Genomic DNA, 21,754 nt, shown 5'->3' on the forward strand with positions numbered 1-21,754 from the left:
GAATTACGTACGTAGTGTAGCTGCAAAATCCAGCATGCGGTTAAGCGGAATTAACGCACCTTCACGCAGAGCAGCATCCACATGGATTTCATGTGCTGCGCCGCCGGTCTCGAGTCCTTCGGCAATTGCCTTCAGGCCGTTCATCGCCATCCACGGGCAATGCGCGCAGCTGCGACACGTTGCGCCCTCGCCTGCCGTTGGCGCTTCGAGGAGCTCCTTCTCCGGCACGGCCTGCTGCATCTTGTAGAAGATACCGCGATCGGTCGCCACAATAAGCTGCGTGTGAGGCAACGTCCGGGCAGCGTTGATAAGCTGGCTGGTTGAACCCACAGCATCCGCCATGTCAACGATCGACTGCGGTGATTCAGGGTGAACAAGAATGGCAGCGTCAGGATAAAGCGCCTTCATACGGGCCAGCGCCTGGGTCTTGAATTCGTCGTGCACAATACAGGCACCCTGCCAGCAGAGAACGTCAGCCCCCGTCTGCTTCTGGACATAATTTCCGAGATGGCGGTCAGGCGCCCAGATAATTTTCTCACCCATACTGTCCAGATGTTCAATCAATTCAACGGCGATGCTTGACGTGACCACCCAGTCTGCCCGCGCTTTTACCGCCGCGGAGGTGTTGGCATAAACCACCACGGTACGGTCAGGATGGGCATCACAGAAGGCCGTGAATTCGTCAATCGGGCAGCCGAGATCCAGTGAACACTCCGCATTAAGCGTTGGCATCAGAATGGTTTTTTCAGGGCTGAGGATCTTTGCCGTTTCGCCCATAAAGCGCACGCCTGCAACCAGTAGCGTGGAGGCCGGATGTCTTGCACCGAAGCGCGCCATCTCCAGTGAGTCAGAAATACAGCCGCCGGTCTCTTCCGCCAGCTGCTGAATTTCCGGATCGGTGTAGTAATGCGCCACCATCACCGCATCTCGCTCTTTAAGAAGACGCTTGATCTTTTCACGGTAGAATTGCTTTTCATCCCGGCTCAGCGGGACAGGTTTTGGCGGAAACGGATAGATTGCGGCTTCAGGATCAAACATCACGCTCATTATGGCTTCTCGTTTTACTGGCTTAACAATATTGCCTTTCTTTTGCCTGACATAGCAAAACGCACGGCAATTGTGTTTTGTATACTAAACAAGATAGCGAATCTGGAGTGAAAAGTCACCGGGAATAGATGTGCGGAGCATTTGTTGTTGCAGATAGCAAAAAAGCGCCTTTAGGGCGCTTTTTTACACTGGTGGGTCGTGCAGGATTCGAACCTGCGACCAATTGATTAAAAGTCAACTGCTCTACCAACTGAGCTAACGACCCCTTGCGGGATTTTTTTCTTCGAAGTGGTGGGTCGTGCAGGATTCGAACCTGCGACCAATTGATTAAAAGTCAACTGCTCTACCAACTGAGCTAACGACCCATTCGGGTGCTGACTTCGAAGATTTTTACTCGGTACCACTTTGAAGTGGTGGGTCGTGCAGGATTCGAACCTGCGACCAATTGATTAAAAGTCAACTGCTCTACCAACTGAGCTAACGACCCGAGTGGTGGGTGATGACGGGCTCGAACCGCCGACCCCCTCCGTGTAAAGGAGATGCTCTACCAACTGAGCTAATCACCCACTCTGTACTGCCGGTAATGCGTTAAGTGGTGGGTCGTGCAGGATTCGAACCTGCGACCAATTGATTAAAAGTCAACTGCTCTACCAACTGAGCTAACGACCCACTTTTACGCTGTTTTCACGTTGTTTGATATCCCGTGGCAACGGCGGCATATATTACTGATTTAAGAATTCAGCGCAACAAAAATTTCGATGAAGATCACTTAACTGCTTAGTAATCATGCTGCACGACCAGAAATAACGCGATTTCTGGTCATGCGATAATCATCCCATCGAATTCAGACGTTTTTGCGCCTGCTTAGCACCTTCGGTACCGGGGAATTTAGAGACCACCTGCTGATAAACCGCTTTGGCTTTCGCAGTGTCGCCTTTGTCCTGCATGATGACGCCCACTTTGTACATCGCATCAGGCGCTTTTGGCGATTTCGGGTAGTTTTTCACCACGGAGGCAAAATAAAACGCCGCATCGTCCTTTTTACCCTTGTTGTAATTCAGCTGACCGAGCCAGTAATTCGCATTGGGCTGGTAAGTGGAATCAGGGTATTTCTTAACAAAGCTCTGAAACGCAGCAAGCGCGTCATCCTGACGAGATTGATCCTGCACCAGGGCAATGGCAGCGTTGTAATCCGTATTCGCGTCACCGCTCTGTACAGGCGCACCTGTTGAAGCTGATGCATCCGCTGCCGGTGCAGTTGCTGCTGCACCGCTCTGATCGCCCGCTGCTGGCTGTGCTTGTGCTGCACCACCGCCGCTGCTCAGGCTATCTATCTGCAACAAGATTTGCTTCTGACGTTCTACAACCTGGTTAAGCTGATACTGGCTTTCCTGAATCTGACCGCGGAGAGAGTCAATATCGTTTTGGTTATCAGAAAGTTGTTGCTGGAGTTGGGTTAAAAGCTGGCTGTGAGCGTTAGAAATACGCTCGAGTTGAGTGACCCGGTCTTCTACCGAGCCTGAGCCGACACTACTGATTGGTGCCTGAGCAAAAGCGGCCCAGGGGGCCGCTATTCCAACCAGTAACGACAGACTCAACAGATGATGTCTGAAGTTACTGCTCATGCAATTCTCTTAGTAAACCAGTACGGCACGACGGTTTTTGGAGTAAGCCGCTTCGTCGTGACCCAGTACTGCAGGTTTTTCTTTACCGTAAGAAACGATGGAGATCTGGTCAGCAGAAACGCCTTTACCCTGCAGGTACATTTTAACAGCGTTAGCACGACGTTCACCCAGGGAGATGTTGTACTCTGGAGTACCACGTTCGTCCGCGTGACCTTCTACGGTGACTTTGTAAGATGGGTTGCTACGCAGGAAGTTAGCGTGAGCATCCAGCATCGCAGCGAAGTCAGAACGGATGTCGTATTTATCCAGATCGAAGTAAACGATGTTGTTCTGCTGCAGCTGCTGCATCTGAAGACGCGCCTGCTCTTCAGAAGACATGTTGCCATTGCCGTTCGCGTCCATACCGGTGCCGGCACCCATCATGCCTTCGCCGCTCTGGTCATTGCTGGCGTTCTTGTTAGAAGAACACGCTGCGATTGCCATTACAGGCAGAGCGATCATCAGCCCCTTCAGCACTTTGTTCAGTTGCATTTCTATGATTCCTTTAGTAATCAATTAATTATTATTTACAGATACGGCGACCAGGCAGGTGATTTTACCTGTCCATCAGTTGCCGGAATACGCGCTTTGAAACGCCCATCTGTAGAAACCAGATTCAGCACAGATCCCATCCCCTGAGAAGAGCTGTAGATTACCATAGTGCCGTTAGGTGCCAGACTTGGCGTTTCATCCAGGAACGTTGACGACAGAACTTGAACGCCACCCGCTACCAGATCTTGTTTGGCAATGTGCTGCTGCCCACCGTTGGAGCTCACCATTACCATAAATTTACCGTCGCTGCTCACGTCTGCGTTCTGGTTCTGAGAACCTTCCCAGGAAATACGCTGCGGAGCACCGCCGTTAATGTTTACTTTATAGATTTGTGGACGGCCAGCCTGGTCAGAGGTAAACGCCAGGTTTTGACTGTCCGGGAACCATGATGGTTCGGTGTTGTTGCTACGACCATCGGTCACCTGACGGATCTGACCAGAGCCAATGTCCATCACGTACAGGTTCAGGCTACCGGTTTTAGACAGCGCAAAGGCCAATTTAGACCCGTCCGGAGAGAACGAAGGCGCACCGTTGTGGCGAGGGAACGACGCCACCTGACGAACAGCACCGTTAGCCAGCGTCTGGATAACCAGCGCAGAACGTCCGCTTTCGAAGGTTACGTAGGCCAGTTTAGAGCCATCCGGAGACCAGGCTGGAGACATCAGAGGCTGTGAAGAACGTTTCACCAGGAATTGGTTGTAGCCGTCGTAGTCAGATACGCGCAGCTCATACGGGAACTGACCACCGTTGGTCTGTACCACATAAGCAATACGGGTACGGAATGCACCTTTGATGCCGGTCAGTTTTTCGAATACCGCATCGCTGGCTGCGTGTGCCGCATAGCGCAGGTACTGTTTAGTGACCTTATAAGAGTTTTGTGCCAGTACGGTACCAGGTGCACCGCCGGTATCAACCAGCTGCCACGCCACGTTGTAAGAACCGTCCGGGTTAGGGGTAACCTGACCCACAACCACGGCATCAATACCCAGTGCAGACCATGCCGCAGGCTGTACTTCCTGCGCGCTACCCGGCTGCTGAGGCAGACGAGAACGATCTAACGGGTTGAATTTACCGCTGTTACGCAGGTCAGCCGCCACGATGCCACCGGCATCTTCAGGTGCAGCGCCAGGACCGGCCCACTGGAACGGAACAACACCGATTGGGCGTGCCGAGTCCACCCCCTGGGTGATCTCGATACGTACTTCTGCGTGCAGTACTGCTGCCCACAGCATTAAAAAACCAAATGCTACACGTAATGCCTGCTTCATCATATCTCCCTTATCCGGGTAACCTTACCCACGATAATTTAGCAGAATGTTAACAAACCCAAATACACAAAACTACTAAAGCCTGGTTACGACAATAGACTGTTTTTCATTCTTCTGTGAGAAGAGTGGTTACAGCTTAAAGTCTAGTTTGGCATCTTTTATCTTTTCATAAACAGCCTCGTTAGGCGGTTTAGGAATGTTCGCCGATCTTGCTGCGGCCAACGCTGCCTGGCAAAGCGCAGGATCGCCACCTTCAGACGTCACATTTTTCAATCTACCGTCCGGCTCAAGATTGATATGCAATACGCATTGCTTGCCCTGATAAAGACCCGCATCGAACAGGCGATTCTGAATCGCAACCTGGATCTGCTTAGCGTAAGCGCTGATATCTGCACCTGTCGCACCACCGTTAGCACCAGAGGTGCCACTGTCTTTCGACGGCTGACCACTACCTTTCGCCCCACCGCCAGTTTTCGGCGCATTCTTACCAGAACTCAGGTCGCCCAACAGATCGTCAACACCGGCAGCTGCTGCGGCTTTTTCAGCGGCGGCAGCCTTTTTCGCAGCCGCTTTTTCAGCCGCAGCTTTCTTATCGGCAGCGGCCTTCTCAGCTGCAGCTTTTTTGTCAGCGGCGGCTTTTTCTGCTGCTGCCGCTTTTTCTGCAGCAGCTTTCTCAGCGGCGGCCGCTTTCTTCGCAGCCTCGGCAGCAGCTTTCTTCTCTGCTTCCTGAGCGGCTTTCTTCGCGGCTTCGGCTTCAGCTTTCTTCTGAGCATCAGTAGCGGCTTTCTTCGCCGCTTCTGCTTCAGCTTTCTTCTGGGCATCAGCAGCCGCTTTCTTCGCGGCTTCCGCTTCGGCTTTCTTCTGGGCGTCAGCAGCGGCTTTTTTCGCGGCTTCCGCTTCAGCTTGCTTCTGAGCATCAGCAGCGGCTTTCTTCGCCGCTTCGGCCGCTAATTTTGCCTGGGCATCAGCCTGCGCTTTGGCGTCCGCCGCGGCTTTTGCTGCCGCCTCTTCCGCCTGCTTTTGCTGTTCCTGTGCTTTCTTCGCGGCCTCTTCGGCTTGTTTCTGCTGTTCTGCCTGCTCTTTCGCGGCTTCCTGCGCCTGCAAACGTTCTTTCTCAAGCTGCTTCAGACGTTCCTGCTCTGCGGCCTGCTTTTCACGCAGTTCTTCCGCTTGCTGTTGCGCCTGTTTTTCACGCTGCTCTTCCGCACGTTTTGCACTCGCCTGCTGCTGTTGCTGGCGATTATAGTTCTGCACTACCGCACCAGGATCCACCATAACGGCATCGATGGAGGATCCCCCACCGCCGCCTGATGCATCAATATGCTCGTCGAACGAACTCCAGATCAGCGCTGCAAAGAGAATAACGTGCAGCACTGCGGAGACGATTATCGCTCGCTTAAGCTTGTCGTTCTGTTCGGTTGCCTTTGACACTATCGGTTCCCAAAAACTACGCGGATGATCAAATAGGTTGAGTCATTAAGCCAACTGACTTAACACCCGCACTATGTAGCAAGTTCAGTGCTTTAATAATTTCATCGTATGGTACGTCTTTCGCGCCACCGATTAAGAAGACCGTTTTCGGATTTGACTCCAGGCGACGCTGCGCTTCAGCAATAACCTGCTCGGGTGGAAGCTGATCCATACGATCTTTTTCTACCACTACGCTGTATTGCCCTACGCCGGAAACCTCAATGATAACCGGAGGATCGTCATTGGTGCTCACCGCCTGTGATTCTGTCGCATCCGGCAGATCCACTTCCACACTCTGGGTAATGATTGGCGCTGTCGCCATAAAGATCAGCAGCAGTACCAACAGGACATCCAGCAGTGGAACAATATTGATTTCGGACTTGAGCTCGCGACGACCTCGTCCACGCGATCTGGCCATGGTTTACCCCTTGTTGCTCTCGGTGCTGGTAAACGCCTGACGGTGCAGAATCGCAGTGAACTCTTCCATAAAGTTGTCGTAGTTCAGTTCCAGTTTGTTCACGCGCTGGTTCAGACGGTTATAAGCCATAACCGCCGGGATTGCCGCAAACAGACCGATAGCGGTCGCAATCAGTGCTTCTGCAATGCCCGGGGCAACCATCTGCAACGTCGCCTGCTTCACCGCGCCAAGCGCGATAAAGGCGTGCATGATCCCCCACACGGTACCAAACAGGCCGATATACGGGCTGATGGAACCTACTGTGCCGAGGAAAGGAATATGCGTTTCGAGGTTTTCCAGCTCACGGTTCATCGAGATACGCATCGCACGCGAGGCACCTTCAACGACCGCTTCCGGCGCATGATTGTTTGCGCGATGCAGACGGGCAAACTCTTTGAAACCGCTATAAAAAATTTGCTCGGAGCCAGTAAGGTTTTCACGGCGTCCCTGGCTTTCCTGATACAGACGAGAAAGCTCAATACCCGACCAGAACTTATCTTCAAACGCTTCAGCTTCACGGCCAGCGGCATTGAGGATACGCGTTCTCTGGATGATAATGGCCCAGGATGCGATTGAAAAACCAATCAAAATCAACATGATAAGTTTAACCAGAAGGCTTGCCTTCAGGAACAAATCAAGGATATTCATGTCAGTCACTGCTTAAACTCCGCGACAATAGACTTAGGAAGCGCACGAGGCTTCATTATGGTTGGATCAACACAAACAATCAGTACTTCAGCTGAGTTCAGTACAGTGTTCTCTGCGTTGACTATCCGCTGCGTGAAAACCAGTGAGGTCCCGCGCATTGATGTAATTTCAGTTTGGACTTCGAGCATATCGTCGAGTCTGGCAGGCGCAAAATACTCAAGCGTCATCTTGCGTACCACGAAGGCAACTCGCTCAGCCAACAGCACCTGTTGACTAAAGTGATGATGGCGCAGCATCTCTGTGCGTGCCCGTTCATAAAAAGCAACGTAGCTGGCGTGGTAAACCACACCACCGGCATCGGTATCTTCGTAATAGACACGAACCGGCCATCGAAACAGCGTTGTATTCACTTTACATCCCAGTAATGCAACAAAAGTTAGAGCTTTTAAACTTCGCTACTATACGCGCGGGAAAGAGGGTTGGGAATGGGAGAAAGTAAACGGAGAGTAAATTTTTATGGGCTAGGGTAAGCCCATAACGTTAACGGACATTTCTTATTCAGAAGAAGAAGAAAATCAATCCAGCGAGAAGCACCAGATCGGCAATGAGCGGGCAAAAAATTCCCTGCCAGTGAACGGCTTTCGGACGAAAGCCCACGCCGTGGATCACACCTGCGCACACCGCCCACATAATGAGGAAGCCGTGCCAGATTTCAAGCTCGCTGGTTTTCGCTGCAAAGCGCGAAGGGTCCCAGAAAATACAACCTGCCAGCAGTAATGCCATCACTAAAGAAAGCGCCCGTAACGGGCGCTTATCCATTACCGCATATAACGTTGCGATAATATTCATTAGTGTTTTTCTTCACCCGCTTTGGTCGCTTCTACGTGCTCAAGCGCCAGGGCAGTGATGACACCAAATGCACAGGCAAGAAGCGTCCCTAAAATCCATGCGAAATACCACATATTCAGCTCCTTACTTAATACATAGAGTGGGTGTTGCTTTCGATATGTTCTTTAGTGATACGACCGAACATTTTCCAGTAACACCAGGTGGTGTAGAGCAGGATAATCGGTACGAACACACAAGCAACATAGGTCATCAGGTTCAGCGTCAGCTGGCTGGAGGTCGCATCCCACATGGTCAGGCTAGCATTCAGCATGGTGCTGGATGGCATGACGAATGGGAACATTGCAATACCCGCGGTCAGGATGATGCACGCCAGCGTCAGTGAAGAGAACACGAACGCCAGAGCGCCTTTTTCCAGACGAGACGTCAGCACGGTCAGCAGCGGCAGCAACACACCCAGAGCAGGAATAGCCCAAAGCGCAGGCGTCGTGTTGAAGTTCACCAGCCATGCACCCGCCTGACGCGCCACTTCTTTGGTCAGTGGGTTAGACGGCGCAGCATGGTTGATAGCAGACGTCACCACGTAGCCATCAATTCCGTACACCACCCACACGCCGGCCAGGGCGAAGCAGACCAGCGTAACCAGCGCAGCAACCTGAGCAGTCGCGCGAGAACGCAGGTGCAGTTCACCTACAGTACGCATCTGCAGATAGGTTGCGCCCTGAGTGATGATCATCGCCACGCTTACAACACCTGCCAGCAGACCAAACGGATTCAGCAGCTGGAAGAAGTTACCGGTGTAGTAAAGACGCATGTATTCGTCCAGGTGGAACGGTACGCCCTGCAGCAGGTTACCGAACGCCACGCCGATTACCAGCGGTGGAACGAAGCTACCGATAAAGATGCCCCAGTCCCACATGTTGCGCCAGCGGGTGTCTTCAATCTTGGAACGGTAGTCGAAACCGACCGGACGGAAGAATAAAGAGGCCAGCACCAGAATCATCGCCACATAGAAACCGGAGAACGCAGCCGCGTAGACCATCGGCCAGGCCGCGAACAGCGCGCCGCCTGCGGTGATCAGCCACACCTGGTTACCGTCCCAGTGCGGGGCGATGGAGTTAATCATGATTCGACGCTCGGTGTCATTGCGACCGAGGAAACGGGTGAGCATCCCTACGCCCATGTCGAAACCATCCGTGACGGCGAAACCGATCAGCAGAACGCCGACCAACAGCCACCAGATAAAACGCAATACTTCATAATCGATCATTTGATGACTCCTGTCTTAGCGTGCCGGCTGAGTAGTCGCAGTGGACTGCTCGTAGTGATAGCGACCGGTTTTCAGGCTGCTTGGGCCAAGGCGCGCGAACTTGAACATCAGGAACAGTTCAGCCACCAGGAACAGGGTGTACAGACCACAAATCAGCAGCATGGAGAAGATCAGGTCGCCTGCTGTCAGGGAAGAGTTCGCTACCGCCGTTGGCAGTACCTCACCAATCGCCCATGGCTGACGGCCATACTCCGCAACAAACCAGCCGGATTCGATAGCGATCCACGGCAGTGGAATACCGTACAGCGCGGTGCGCAGCAGCCATTTTTTCTCACCAATGCGGTTGCGAATCACGGACCAGAAGGATGCCGCAATGATCAGCAGCATGATGATGCCGCAGCCCACCATGATACGGAATGCAAAGTACAGCGGCGCAACACGCGGAATAGAGTCTTTGGTGGCCATCTGGATTTGCGCTTCCGTCGCATCAGAAACGTTCGGGGTATAACGCTTCAGCAGCAGACCGTAACCCAGATCTTTCTTCACGGTGTTGAACTGGTCGCGAACAGCCTGGTCGGTAGAGCCAGCGCGCAGCTGTTCCAGCAGCGAGTAGGCCTTCATACCGTTACGAATACGCTCTTCGTGCTGAACCATCAGCTCTTTCAGACCCGTTACCTGCTTATCGACTGAACGGGTTGCGATGATACCCAGCGCGTAAGGGATCTGAATAGCGAAGCGGTTTTCCTGCGCGTCCTGATCGGGAACACCGAACAGCGTAAAGGCAGCAGGTGCCGGTTGCGTTTCCCATTCGGCTTCGATTGCGGCCAGTTTGGTTTTCTGCACGTCACCCATTTCGTAACCGGATTCATCACCCAGAACGATAACAGAGAGGATTGCAGCCATACCGAAGCTTGCAGCGATAGCAAAGGAACGCTTAGCAAACGCGAAGTCACGACCACGCAGCATGTAGTAAGAACTGATACCCAGGATAAACATCGCGCCGCACACATAGCCAGAAGCTACGGTGTGAACGAATTTAACCTGTGCAACCGGGTTCAGGACCAGCTCAGCAAAGCTGACCATCTCCATACGCATGGTTTCGAAGTTGAAATCAGACGCGATAGGGTTCTGCATCCAGCCGTTCGCGACCAGGATCCACAGCGCGGACAGGTTCGAACCTAATGCGACCAGCCAGGTCACTGCCATATGCTGGACTTTACCCAGACGGTCCCAGCCGAAGAAGAACAGACCTACAAAGGTGGATTCGAGGAAGAAGGCCATCAGACCTTCAATAGCCAGCGGCGCACCGAAGATATCCCCTACATAGTGGGAATAGTAAGACCAGTTAGTCCCGAACTGGAACTCCATGGTCAGACCGGTTGCCACGCCCAGTGCGAAGTTGATACCAAACAACTTGCCCCAAAACTTGGTCATATCTTTATAAATCTGTTTGCCGGAGAGAACGTATACCGTTTCCATGATGGCCAGCAGGAACGCCATACCGAGCGTCAGTGGCACAAACAGGAAGTGGTACATCGCGGTCAAGGCAAACTGTAAGCGCGACAGTTCGACTATATCTAACATCATGACTCCTTGCTCATCGCATGAAGACTCCGAGAGTGAACCCCGTCAGAGAGAGATTCACACGCATGCCCCAATACAAATTATTCGCATCCTTGTCGTCGTTATTACCCTAAAGGAGGATAAAAACGATGACGTGAGGTTACAAATACGTTAATAAAAAATTCAAATTGATCCCGCAAATATAATACGCTGCAAAACCCTTACAATAAACAGGTTTTTATTGAATCATATTTACGTTTTTCGACGGCGATCAATTTATAGCAAAATTACCACTTTTCAGCCATTTTGATCGGGAACAATTTAACGCCTTTTGGTGCGTTTTTCCAAACATTAAACATTGATTTAAATCAAAAACAACCCGTTATGTTAATTGTGTTTTGATGTAGTGAACATAGTAAAAACCATGTTAAAGATATGTATATAAAATACAACCAAGGTTATCGAATCGAATGTTTAATATAAACAGAAGTGATTTCTATTAACTCAGGAAGCGCGGAATAGCTGATTTATTCAGGACATAAATTTTAGTGCGTTTTCTGTTTTTTTCCATCAACTCTCTTTAAGTTAAATAAATAACAATAATTTTACCTTTCACGCCTTACTAATTAACACCTATCTGTGACTATTGCATGACGTCCGGGACGCAATAAAAAAGGCCGCTTCTCAGCGGCCAACCATGTCGAAACGGACATTTTTATACTGCAACGCCCCCCTTCCGGGGAGCAGAGAGGACTTACTTAATGATGGATTTCAGAGCTTCGCCGATATCCGCCAGGCTGCGAACGGTTTTCACGCCTGCGGCTTCCAGCGCTGCAAATTTCTCATCAGCCGTACCTTTACCACCGGCGATAATCGCGCCTGCGTGACCCATACGTTTACCTTTCGGTGCAGTCACGCCCGCGATATAGCCCACAACCGGCTTAGTCACGTGTTCTTTAATGTAAGCAGCCGCTTCTTCTTCCGCGCTACCACCGATCTCACCGATCATCACGATCGCTTCGGTCTGTGGATCTTCCTGGAACAGTTTCAGGATGTCGATGAAGTTAGAGCCCGGGATCGGGTCACCGCCGATGCCCACACAGGTGGACTGGCCGAAACCGTAATCGGTAGTCTGCTTAACCGCTTCATAGGTCAGAGTACCGGAACGGGAAACGATACCCACTTTGCCCGGCTTGTGAATGTGACCCGGCATGATGCCGATTTTGCATTCGCCTGGGGTGATAACGCCCGGGCAGTTCGGGCCGATCATGCGCACGCCAGCTTCGTCGAGCTTCACCTTCACGGTCAGCATGTCCAGCGTCGGGATGCCTTCAGTGATGGTGATGATCAGTTTAATACCTGCATCGATCGCTTCCAGAATGGAGTCTTTGCAGAACGGTGCCGGAACGTAGATAACGGTCGCGGTTGCGCCCGTCGCTTCTACGGCTTCACGCACGGTGTTAAATACTGGCAGACCCAGGTGCGTGGTACCGCCTTTACCTGGCGTAACACCGCCAACCATCTGCGTACCGTAGGCAATTGCCTGTTCGGAGTGGAAAGTCCCCTGGCTACCGGTGAAGCCCTGGCAGATAACCTTGGTATCTTTATTAATTAAAACTGACATTATTTCCCCTCCACTGCGGCAACAACCTGCTGAGCTGCATCCGTCAGACTTTTCGCTGCAATAATATTCAGGCCGCTGTCAGCCAATTTTTTCGCGCCGAGTTCAGCGTTGTTACCTTCCAGACGTACGACAACCGGAACGTTAACGCCCACTTCTTCTACCGCACCAATGATGCCGTCAGCGATCAGGTCGCAACGTACGATACCGCCGAAGATGTTCACCAGAACAGCTTTCACGTTGTCGTCAGAGAGGATGATTTTGAACGCTTCAGTGACGCGCTCTTTGGTTGCGCCACCGCCTACATCGAGGAAGTTCGCTGGCTCACCGCCGTGCAGCTTAACGATGTCCATGGTGCCCATTGCCAGGCCCGCGCCGTTAACCATGCAGCCGATGTTGCCATCCAGCGCAACGTAGTTCAGTTCCCACTGTGCAGCCTGCGCTTCACGCGGGTCTTCCTGAGACTGATCGCGCATTTCACGCAGATCTGACTGGCGGAACAGCGCGTTGCCGTCAGCGCCCAGTTTACCGTCGAGGCAGATCAGGTCGCCCTGGGTGGTGATCACCAGCGGGTTAATCTCGATCAACGCCAGATCGCGTTCCAGGAAGATGTTCGCCAGACCCATGAAGATCTTGGTGAACTGCTGAACCAGCTTACCTTCCAGACCCAGTTTGAACGCCAGCTCGCGCCCCTGGTAAGGCATTGGGCCTGCCAGCGGATCGATAGCCACTTTGTGGATCAGGTGCGGAGTCTCTTCCGCCACTTTTTCAATTTCCACGCCGCCTTCGGTAGACGCCATGAACACCACGCGACGGGAGCTACGGTCAACAACCGCGCCCAGGTACAGCTCTTTTGCGATGTCGGTCGCTGCTTCAACCAGGATCTGGTTGACCGGCTGGCCGTTTGCATCTGTCTGGTAGGTCACCAGACGTTTTCCGAGCCAATGTTCAGCAAACGCGCGAATCTCTTCTTTGCTCTTAACAACCTTCACACCGCCCGCTTTACCACGGCCACCAGCGTGAACCTGACATTTAACTACCCAAGGGCCGGAACCGATTTTAGATGCGGCTTCTTCTGCTTCACGCGGGGTAGTACAGGCATAACCCACCGGAGCCGGTAAGCCATACCGGGCAAACAGCTGTTTGGCCTGATATTCATGTAAGTTCATGTGTTCTATCCATCCTTCAGGTAATCGTTAGGTCGTGCTTTTATTGGCCCGGCAGCAATACGCCGCCGGGCAAGACTGCAAAACTAGACGTCCAGCAGCAGACGGGTTGGATCTTCCAGCAGCTCTTTAATTGCAACCAGGAAGCCCACGGATTCGCGGCCGTCGATCAGGCGGTGATCGTAAGAGAGCGCCAGGTACATCATTGGCAGGATCTCCACTTTACCGTCAACCGCCATAGGGCGATCTTTAATGGCATGCATACCCAGGATCGCGCTCTGCGGCGGGTTGATGATCGGGGTAGACATCAGTGAACCGAATACGCCGCCGTTGGTAATGGTGAAGTTACCGCCGGTCAGGTCGTCTACGGTCAGCTTGCCGTCGCGGCCTTTAACAGCCAGCTCTTTAATGTTCTTCTCGATGTCAGCCATACCCAGGGTATCCACATCACGCAGAACCGGGGTCACCAGGCCACGTGGAGTAGAAACCGCCATGCTGACGTCGAAATAGTTGTGGTAAACCACATCATCGCCATCGATAGAGGCGTTCACTTCCGGATAGCGTTTCAGCGCTTCAACAACCGCTTTCACGTAGAAGGACATAAAGCCCAGACGGATACCGTGACGTTTTTCGAAGGCGTCACCGTACTGCTTACGCAGGTCCATGATTGGCTTCATGTTCACTTCGTTGAAGGTGGTCAGCATCGCGGTGGAGTTTTTCGCTTCCAGCAGACGCTCGGCCACACGCTTACGCAGGCGAGTCATTGGTACACGTTTTTCGCTGCGGGCGCCCAGCGCAGGCTGTGCTGCCGGTGCCGCCGCAGGGGCTTTCGCTTCTGCCTGAGCAGGCGCTTTCGCCAGGTGCTTGTCGATGTCTTCGCGGGTCAAACGACCACCCACACCGGTGCCTTTGATGGCTGCCGGATCAAGGCTGTGTTCAGCCAGCAGGCGACGGATCGCCGGGCTGAGGGCATCGTTAGACTGTTCTTCCAGAGAAGCCTGCTGGCGCTGAGCCGGCGTAGAGGCTTTCTCTTCAGATTTCGCGCTGGACTCTTTGCCCGCGCTGTTGCCTTCACGCAGGCGACCCAGGATCTGACGAGAGGTTACGGTTGTGCCTTCATCTTCCAGCACCGCGTCCAGAACGCCATCCGCCGAAGCCGGTACTTCCAGTACCACTTTGTCAGTTTCGATTTCTACCAGCACTTCATCGCGCTTAACGGCATCGCCTGGTTTTTTGTGCCAGGTAGCGACGGTCGCATCTGCTACAGATTCAGGCAGGTCGGGAACAAGAATATCTACGCTACTCATTTTGTATCCTTTAATTAATCGACGTTCAGCGCGTCATTGACCAGATCTTGTTGCTGCTTCTGGTGAACGGACATATACCCTACCGCCGGAGAGGCGGAGGCCGGGCGACCTGCGTAACGCAGGGCTGCCCCAAATGGAATCACTTCACGGAAATGATGCTGGCTGCAGTACCATGCGCCCTGGTTAAGCGGCTCTTCCTGGCACCAGACAAAATCATGTACGTGAGCATATTGTTTCAGCACTTCCTGCATCGCCTGATGCGGGAATGGATAAAGCTGCTCGATACGCACGATGGCGACATCTTTCTGATTATTCTTGCGGCGCTGTTCCAGCAGGTCGTAATAAACCTTACCAGAACACATTACGACACGCTTCACGGCTTTCGGATCCAGCTCGTCAATCTCACCGATGGCCGGCATGAAGGTGCCGTTAGCCAGTTCATCCAGGCTGGAGACCGCCAGCGGATGACGCAGCAGGGATTTCGGCGACATTACCACCAGCGGACGACGCATACCGCGCAGCGCCTGACGACGCAGCATGTGGTACACCTGAGCCGGGGTGGACGGCACGCAGACCTGCATGTTCTGCTCAGCGCAGAGCTGCAGATAACGCTCCAGACGCGCGGAGGAGTGCTCCGGACCCTGGCCTTCATAACCGTGCGGCAGCAGCATCACCAGGCCACACATGCGGCCCCATTTCTGCTCACCAGAAGAGATGAACTGGTCGATAACCACCTGCGCACCGTTGGCGAAGTCACCGAACTGCGCTTCCCAGATGGTCAGCGTACGAGGTTCTGCGGTGGCGTAACCGTATTCGAATGCCAGTACCGCTTCTTCAGACAGCACGGAGTCCCAGACCTTGAACTGGCCCTGGCCGTTGTGCACGTGCTGCAGAGGGGTATAGGTTGAACCATTAGACTGGTTGTGAACAACCGCGTGACGGTGGAAGAAGGTGCCACGGCCCGCATCTTCACCGGACAGACGAACAGGAATGCCTTCGTCAACCAGCGTCGCGTAAGCCAGCGTTTCCGCGCCGCCCCAGTCGAACAGCTTCTCGCCTGCCGCCATGGACTGACGGTCAGCATAGATTTTCTGCACGCGAGACTGCATCTCGATAGCGTCCGGTACGGTGCTGATGCGTTTAGCCAGCTCCTGCAGGCGCTTCATCTCGACCTTGTTCGGGTAGCTCTCATCCCACTCGTGGTTGAGGTACGGCGACCAGGTAAAGGAGTGCATGTTCATCGGGCGCAGCTCTTTCACCACGCATTCACCCGCATCCAGCGCGTCGCGGTAGAGGTTGACCATTTCGGTCGCATCTTCCAGCGTCGTCACTTTGTCGCTTTCCAGCTTGTCAGCATAGATTTTGCGCGGCGTCGGGTGTTTTTTGATTTTCTGATACATCAACGGCTGGGTTGCACTTGGCTCATCCGCTTCGTTGTGGCCGTGACGGCGGTAGCAGAACAGATCGATGAACACATCGCGTTTGAACGTATTACGGAAGTCCAGTGCCAGACGGGTCACGAAAGCAACGGCTTCCGGATCGTCCGCGTTAACGTGGAAGATCGGCGCCTGAACCATCTTACCGATGTCGGTGCAGTACGGGGTAGAACGCGCATCCAGCGGGTTAGAGGTGGTGAAGCCCACCTGGTTGTTGATCACGATGCGAACGGTACCGCCCACTTCATAACCACGCGCTTTCGACATGTTCAGGGTTTCCTGAACCACGCCCTGCCCGGTTACCGCCGCATCACCGTGGATGGTGATTGGCAGTACTTTATTGCTGCTCGGCTCGTCCAGACGATCCAGACGCGCACGCACGGAACCGATAACCACCGGGCTGACGATTTCCAGGTGCGACGGGTTAAACGCCAGCGCCAGGTGAACCAGACCGCCTTCGGTTTCGATATCCGACGAGAAGCCCATGTGGTACTTCACGTCGCCGGTGCCGAGGTGTTCTTTATGTTTGCCCGCGAATTCGTCGAACAGGTCCTGCGGTTTTTTACCCAGCACGTTGACCAGTACGTTCAGACGACCACGGTGCGCCATGCCCAGTACCACTTCACGGGTACCGCTCTTGCCTGCGTGACGAATCAGCTCTTTCAGCATCGGCACCAGCGCATCACCGCCTTCCAGCGAGAAGCGTTTTGCGCCCGGGAATTTCGCGCCGAGATAACGCTCAAGCCCTTCAGCTGCAGTCAGTTCGTTCAGGAAGCGTTTTTTCTCGTCAGCCGAGAAGGTCGCATGGCCCGCTACGGATTCGATACGCTGCTGGATCCAGCGTTTCTCTTCGGTAGAGGTAATGTGCATGTATTCCGCGCCGATGGAGCCGCAGTAGGTTTGCTTGAGCGCGTTAATCAGCTCGCCCAGCTTCATCGTGTCTTTGCCGATGGCAAAGGAACCTACGTTAAAGCTTTCCTGGAAATCGGCCTCGGTCAGATCGTGATACGCCGGATCGAGATCGGCCACACGTTCTTGCTGCCACAGTCCCAGCGGATCGAGATTCGCATGCTGGTGACCGCGGAAGCGATAAGCGTTGATAAGCTGCAGGACTTTAACCTGCTTCGCATTGGTGTCAGGGTCGGAAATCGCAGAAGAGTAACGTGAGGCATCCTTCGCCAGACGACGGAAATAATCACGTGTTTTGGAATGGAATTGATCCGGTTTGACCCCTGTGCCAGGCAACTGCTGGAACATGGAACGCCAGTTTGCGTCCACTGAGTCAGGATCGGTTAAGAAGTCTTCATAGAGCTGTTCTATCCAGCTCTGGTTCGCACCAGAAAGGAAAGAAGAGTCCAGCCAGGCTTTCATTGCGCCGTTCTGCATCGTGATCCCTTAAGCATTTTTATGCTTACTTTCGCCGTAGAAACTACCACGTACACCACGTGTACGTGCCGGGGTTCACCTGCGAGCTCTTTTCATTTGGCCCGCGAAGGAACCTTTAGAAACTGTCTAGACTTCAGGGCAGTTTTTAAAGGTTTCTGCAATTTGCCCGGTGGCGCTGCGCTTACCGGGCCTACTGTTACGTAGGCCGGATAAGCGCAGCGCCATCCGGCGTTTTTACTTACGCACTGCGCTGCAGCAGCATCGACTTAATATGGCCGATGGCGCGCGTCGGGTTCAGCCCCTTAGGACACACACTGACGCAGTTCATGATGCTATGGCAGCGGAATACGCTGAAAGCGTCACTCAGTCCTTCCAGACGGTTATCGGTTTCGGTGTCGCGGCTATCGATCAGGAAGCGATAGGCAGCCAGCAGACCGGCCGGGCCGATAAACTTGTCCGGGTTCCACCAGAACGACGGGCAGGACGTAGAACAACATGCGCAGAGAATACACTCGTACAATCCATCGAGTTTTTCACGCTGCTCAGGAGACTGTAAGTGCTCACGCGCAGGTGGATTTTGCCCATTATTCAATAAGTAAGGCTTAATCTTCTCATATTGTGCATAGAATTGCCCCATGTCTACCACCAAATCACGCACGACCGGCAGGCCTGGCAGAGGACGGATAACAATTTTCTGGCCAGGACGCTGCAACGCTGAAATTGGCGTGATGCAGGCCAGACCATTTTTGCCATTCATGTTCACACCGTCAGAGCCACAGACCCCTTCACGGCAGGAGCGGCGGAACGACAGCGTTGGATCTTTTTCTTTCAGCTGCATTAAGGCATCCAGCAGCATCATGTCGCGACCTTCTTCCGCTTCCAGGGTGTAATCCTGCATACGCGGAGCGTCGTCTACATCCGGGTTATAACGATAAACTGAGAATTCGAGTTTCATTATCCTGTCTCCGCATTAGTAAGTACGAATCTTCGGCGGGAACGCCGGACGCAGTTTCGGTTCCATGTTGACGCTACGACGCGTCATGGATTCCGACTCTGGCAGATACAGGGAATGGCACAGCCAGTTTTCGTCATCACGATCCGGGAAGTCGAAGCGGCTATGCGCGCCACGGCTTTCGGTACGGAAGTTTGCCGACATCGCGGTCGCGAACGCGGTTTCCATCAGGTTATCCAACTCCAGACACTCCACGCGCTGGGTGTTGAACTCGCTGGAGGTATCGTCCAGACGGGCATTTTTGAGACGCTCACGGATCGCTTTCAGCTGTTCAAGACCTTTGGCCATCGCGTCACCTTCACGGAATACCGAGAAGTTGTGCTGCATACATTCCTGCAGCGCTTTACGGATTTCCACCGGATCTTCGCCGTTACGGTTACCGTTCCAGCGGTTGAGGCGCTCAAGAGAAGCATCAATTTCGTCGTCGGTCGCGTCACGCAGCGCGCCCTGCTCGGCAATGGATTCCTGCAGATGCAGACCGACTGCACGGCCAAACACCACCAGATCCAGCAGGGAGTTGCCGCCCAGGCGGTTTGCACCATGAACGGATACACAGGCGATTTCGCCTACCGCGAACAGGCCTGGGATGACCACGTCTTCGCCCTGCTCGTTCACGGTCAGCGCCTGACCGGTCACTTTGGTCGGAATACCGCCCATCATGTAGTGGCAGGTTGGGATAACCGGAATCGGCTCTTTCACCGGGTCGACGTGTGCAAAGGTGCGGGACAGCTCCAGGATGCCCGGCAGACGGGATTCCAGCACCTCTTTACCCAGATGGTCGAGTTTCAGCTTCGCGTGTGGACCCCATGGGCCGTCACAGCCGCGGCCTTCGCGAATTTCGATCATGATGGAACGCGCCACCACGTCACGACCCGCCAGGTCTTTCGCATTCGGGGCATAACGCTCCATGAAGCGCTCGCCGTGTTTGTTCAGCAGGTAGCCACCTTCACCGCGGCAGCCTTCTGTCACCAGAACGCCCGCGCCGGCGATACCGGTTGGGTGGAACTGCCACATCTCCATATCCTGCACCGGCACGCCAGCGCGGATAGCCATACCAACGCCGTCACCGGTGTTGATGTGGGCGTTAGTTGTAGACTGATAAATACGCCCTGCACCGCCGGTTGCCAGCACGGTTGCACGCGCTTTGAAGTAAACCACTTCACCGGTTTCGATGCACAGCGCGGTACAACCCACCACTGCGCCATCGGCATTTTTCACCAGATCCAGCGCATACCACTCGGAGAAGATGGTGGTGTGGTTTTTCAGGTTCTGCTGATACAGGGTGTGCAGCAGAGCGTGACCGGTACGGTCAGCCGCTGCCGCGGTACGTGCCGCCTGCTCGCCGCCGAAGTTTTTCGACTGGCCGCCAAACGGACGCTGATAGATGGTGCCATTTTCCAGACGGGAGAACGGCAGGCCCATGTGATCCAGCTCCAGAATCGCTTCCGGGCCAGTTTTACACATATATTCGATGGCATCCTGGTCTCCGATGTAATCGGAACCTTTTACCGTGTCGTACATGTGCCATTCCCAGTTATCTTCGTGGGTATTACCCAGCGCAACGGTGATACCGCCCTGCGCAGACACAGTGTGGGAACGGGTTGGGAACACTTTTGAGAGCAGCGCACAGCTCTGGCCGCTCTGGGAAATTTGCAGTGCGGCACGCATACCTGCGCCACCCGCACCAATCACAACAGCATCAAATTCTCTGACTGGCAGTTTCATTACACACCCCACACCACAACGAATCCATAAATAACGTAAACCACCAGAGCAACAACAATGGCCAGCTGCAGAGGGAGGCGAATCGCCAGAGGTTTAACGTAATCGGTCAGCACCTGCCACATACCAATCCAGGCATGAATAAGGATGGAGAACAGCGCCAGCAGGGTGAACACTTTGGTGAAGGCAGATCCGAAGAACCCACTCCAGATTTCCCACGTCAGCGTGCCGCTGGTGGCGAAGAAACCGATCATATAGATGATGTAAAGGGTGAGAACGATAGCGGTAGCACGGACAAGAATGAAGTCATGTACGCCGTTGCGTCCTAATGCGGAGGCGTTGCTTACCATACGAGAACTCCTGCGAGAAGTGAAAGCACGACAGTAATCACAAATGAAATGTTAGCGGAGCGTTTCCCGGCTTCGAACGTTTCTTCCAGGTAGCCAAAGTCCATCAGCATATGGCGAACACCCACAACAACGTGGTACGCCAGCGCAGTCAGAATGCCCCACATGATAAATTTCACGAAGAAGCTGTTCATGATGGCAGAGGCCTGGAGGAATCCTTCAGGAGAAGAGAGGCTGGTGCCCAGTAACCACAGCAGAATACCGACCGCCACAAACGTAATCACACCGGATACACGGTGCAGAATGGACGCTATTGCTGTTACAGGGAACCGGATCGTTTTGAGATCCAGATTGACAGGTCTTTGTTTTTTCACATTTCTTATCATGAATAACGCCCACATGCTGTTCTTATTGTTTCCTTCCTCCGGACTGCGATGCGGGTCAAGCAGCGTTCCTTTTCTATAACTGCGCGTCATGCAAAACATTGCTTCCAAATGCTAAAACGACACGTTACAACGCTGGGTGGCTCGGGATTGCAGGGTGTTCCGGAGACCTGGCGGCAGTATAGGCCGTTCACAAAATCATTACAATTAACCTACATACAGTTTGTCGGGTTTTCTCTGGAACAGTGATCAGGGTCACGATAACAACATCTTTTTAATTTTTAATCATCTGATTTGACAAATGTTAAACAATATTGTTACAAACGTCATCAGAAAAGGCATATAATGCGCAAAAGTTATGAGGTCTCACTTTCACCTGACAAATAGTTATGTAACAGTGTGATGGTATTGACCGAAGTTATCAGGACAGTTATTAGTGATATACAGGTTTGAATAATTCGGACTGCAAAAACGCTGATTTGCTGTTGTTTCACTGATATTTCATTCGTTTACCTGCAAGGCGCCATAGCTCTGTACCCTGGTTTGTCCTCGTGAGCTGAGCGGTAAGCCAAATAACAATCTGGTAACG

20 protein-coding genes and 5 tRNA genes are annotated in these 21,754 nt (G+C 53.2%); all 25 read right to left on the minus strand.

Annotated features, from left to right (window positions below; genetic code table 11):
• Positions 1-3: 3 nt before the first annotated feature.
• Positions 4-1,047: a quinolinate synthase NadA gene (gene nadA, locus PYW49_RS06905; protein ID WP_320386064.1), complete on the minus strand. Its 1,044-nt coding sequence runs from the start codon at positions 1,045-1,047 to the stop codon at positions 4-6.
• Between the two features lie 189 nt (positions 1,048-1,236).
• Positions 1,237-1,312: transfer RNA gene (locus PYW49_RS06910), tRNA-Lys, on the minus strand.
• Positions 1,313-1,336: 24 nt separating this feature from the next.
• Positions 1,337-1,412 (minus strand) — tRNA-Lys (locus PYW49_RS06915).
• A 46-nt stretch (positions 1,413-1,458) separates the two neighbouring features.
• Positions 1,459-1,534: transfer RNA gene (locus tag PYW49_RS06920), tRNA-Lys, on the minus strand.
• Positions 1,535-1,537: 3 nt separating this feature from the next.
• Positions 1,538-1,613, minus strand: a tRNA-Val gene (locus PYW49_RS06925).
• A gap of 27 nt (positions 1,614-1,640) precedes the next feature.
• Positions 1,641-1,716: transfer RNA gene (locus PYW49_RS06930), tRNA-Lys, on the minus strand.
• 161 nt (positions 1,717-1,877) lie between these two features.
• Positions 1,878-2,672, minus strand: a complete 795-nt coding sequence (gene cpoB, locus PYW49_RS06935) for a cell division protein CpoB (protein ID WP_134349109.1) — start codon at positions 2,670-2,672, stop codon at positions 1,878-1,880.
• Between the two features lie 9 nt (positions 2,673-2,681).
• Positions 2,682-3,203, minus strand: a complete 522-nt coding sequence (gene pal, locus PYW49_RS06940; RefSeq protein ID WP_003858578.1) for a peptidoglycan-associated lipoprotein Pal — start codon at positions 3,201-3,203, stop codon at positions 2,682-2,684.
• A gap of 35 nt (positions 3,204-3,238) precedes the next feature.
• Entirely contained in the window at positions 3,239-4,531 is a 1,293-nt protein-coding gene (gene tolB, locus PYW49_RS06945) for a Tol-Pal system beta propeller repeat protein TolB (protein ID WP_134349113.1), read from the minus strand.
• 129 nt (positions 4,532-4,660) lie between these two features.
• The gene (gene tolA, locus PYW49_RS06950) at positions 4,661-5,962 is read right to left on the minus strand and encodes a cell envelope integrity protein TolA (protein ID WP_320386065.1); all 1,302 of its coding nucleotides are present in this window, start codon (positions 5,960-5,962) and stop codon (positions 4,661-4,663) included.
• 28 nt (positions 5,963-5,990) lie between these two features.
• Complete coding sequence (tolR, locus tag PYW49_RS06955) at positions 5,991-6,419, minus strand: colicin uptake protein TolR (protein WP_003858589.1); 429 nt, start codon at positions 6,417-6,419, stop codon at positions 5,991-5,993.
• Positions 6,420-6,422: 3 nt separating this feature from the next.
• Entirely contained in the window at positions 6,423-7,115 is a 693-nt protein-coding gene (gene tolQ / locus PYW49_RS06960) for a Tol-Pal system protein TolQ (protein WP_008501101.1), read from the minus strand.
• Positions 7,112-7,516 (minus strand): tol-pal system-associated acyl-CoA thioesterase, encoded by a 405-nt coding sequence (gene ybgC, locus PYW49_RS06965; RefSeq protein ID WP_003858593.1) that lies wholly within the window; start codon positions 7,514-7,516, stop codon positions 7,112-7,114. Before ybgC ends, tolQ begins: the two co-directional genes overlap by 4 nt.
• Before the next feature lie 148 nt (positions 7,517-7,664).
• Positions 7,665-7,955, minus strand: a complete 291-nt coding sequence (gene ybgE / locus PYW49_RS06970) for a cyd operon protein YbgE (protein ID WP_010428735.1) — start codon at positions 7,953-7,955, stop codon at positions 7,665-7,667.
• Positions 7,955-8,068 (minus strand): cytochrome bd-I oxidase subunit CydX, encoded by a 114-nt coding sequence (cydX, locus tag PYW49_RS06975; protein ID WP_003858598.1) that lies wholly within the window; start codon positions 8,066-8,068, stop codon positions 7,955-7,957. Before cydX ends, ybgE begins: the two co-directional genes overlap by 1 nt.
• A 14-nt stretch (positions 8,069-8,082) precedes the next feature.
• Positions 8,083-9,222, minus strand: a complete 1,140-nt coding sequence (cydB, locus tag PYW49_RS06980) for a cytochrome d ubiquinol oxidase subunit II (RefSeq protein ID WP_134349106.1) — start codon at positions 9,220-9,222, stop codon at positions 8,083-8,085.
• Positions 9,223-9,237: 15 nt separating this feature from the next.
• Entirely contained in the window at positions 9,238-10,806 is a 1,569-nt protein-coding gene (gene cydA, locus PYW49_RS06985) for a cytochrome ubiquinol oxidase subunit I (protein WP_134349112.1), read from the minus strand.
• A 733-nt stretch (positions 10,807-11,539) separates the two neighbouring features.
• Entirely contained in the window at positions 11,540-12,409 is an 870-nt protein-coding gene (gene sucD, locus PYW49_RS06990; protein ID WP_008501094.1) for a succinate--CoA ligase subunit alpha, read from the minus strand.
• A complete protein-coding gene (sucC, locus tag PYW49_RS06995) occupies positions 12,409-13,575 on the minus strand; it encodes an ADP-forming succinate--CoA ligase subunit beta (RefSeq protein ID WP_023310791.1) in 1,167 nt (388 codons plus the stop codon). Before sucC ends, sucD begins: the two co-directional genes overlap by 1 nt.
• A gap of 83 nt (positions 13,576-13,658) precedes the next feature.
• On the minus strand, positions 13,659-14,879 hold the full coding sequence (odhB, locus tag PYW49_RS07000) for a 2-oxoglutarate dehydrogenase complex dihydrolipoyllysine-residue succinyltransferase (RefSeq protein WP_008501093.1): 1,221 nt from the start codon (positions 14,877-14,879) through the stop codon (positions 13,659-13,661).
• Positions 14,880-14,893: 14 nt separating this feature from the next.
• Positions 14,894-17,701, minus strand: coding sequence for a 2-oxoglutarate dehydrogenase E1 component (sucA, locus tag PYW49_RS07005; RefSeq protein WP_320386066.1), 2,808 nt, complete (start codon positions 17,699-17,701; stop codon positions 14,894-14,896).
• A gap of 238 nt (positions 17,702-17,939) precedes the next feature.
• Complete coding sequence (sdhB, locus tag PYW49_RS07010; protein ID WP_010428707.1) at positions 17,940-18,656, minus strand: succinate dehydrogenase iron-sulfur subunit SdhB; 717 nt, start codon at positions 18,654-18,656, stop codon at positions 17,940-17,942.
• Between the two features lie 15 nt (positions 18,657-18,671).
• Positions 18,672-20,438, minus strand: a complete 1,767-nt coding sequence (gene sdhA / locus PYW49_RS07015; protein WP_320386067.1) for a succinate dehydrogenase flavoprotein subunit — start codon at positions 20,436-20,438, stop codon at positions 18,672-18,674.
• Entirely contained in the window at positions 20,438-20,785 is a 348-nt protein-coding gene (gene sdhD / locus PYW49_RS07020; protein ID WP_008501088.1) for a succinate dehydrogenase membrane anchor subunit, read from the minus strand. The genes sdhA and sdhD overlap by 1 nt, the downstream gene beginning before the upstream one ends.
• Positions 20,779-21,183: a succinate dehydrogenase cytochrome b556 subunit gene (gene sdhC / locus PYW49_RS07025; RefSeq protein ID WP_020684965.1), complete on the minus strand. Its 405-nt coding sequence runs from the start codon at positions 21,181-21,183 to the stop codon at positions 20,779-20,781. Before sdhC ends, sdhD begins: the two co-directional genes overlap by 7 nt.
• Positions 21,184-21,754 lie beyond the last annotated feature (571 nt).

The organism is Enterobacter chinensis (genome assembly GCF_034008295.1).
In the GTDB taxonomy this organism is placed as follows: domain Bacteria; phylum Pseudomonadota; class Gammaproteobacteria; order Enterobacterales; family Enterobacteriaceae; genus Enterobacter; species Enterobacter chinensis.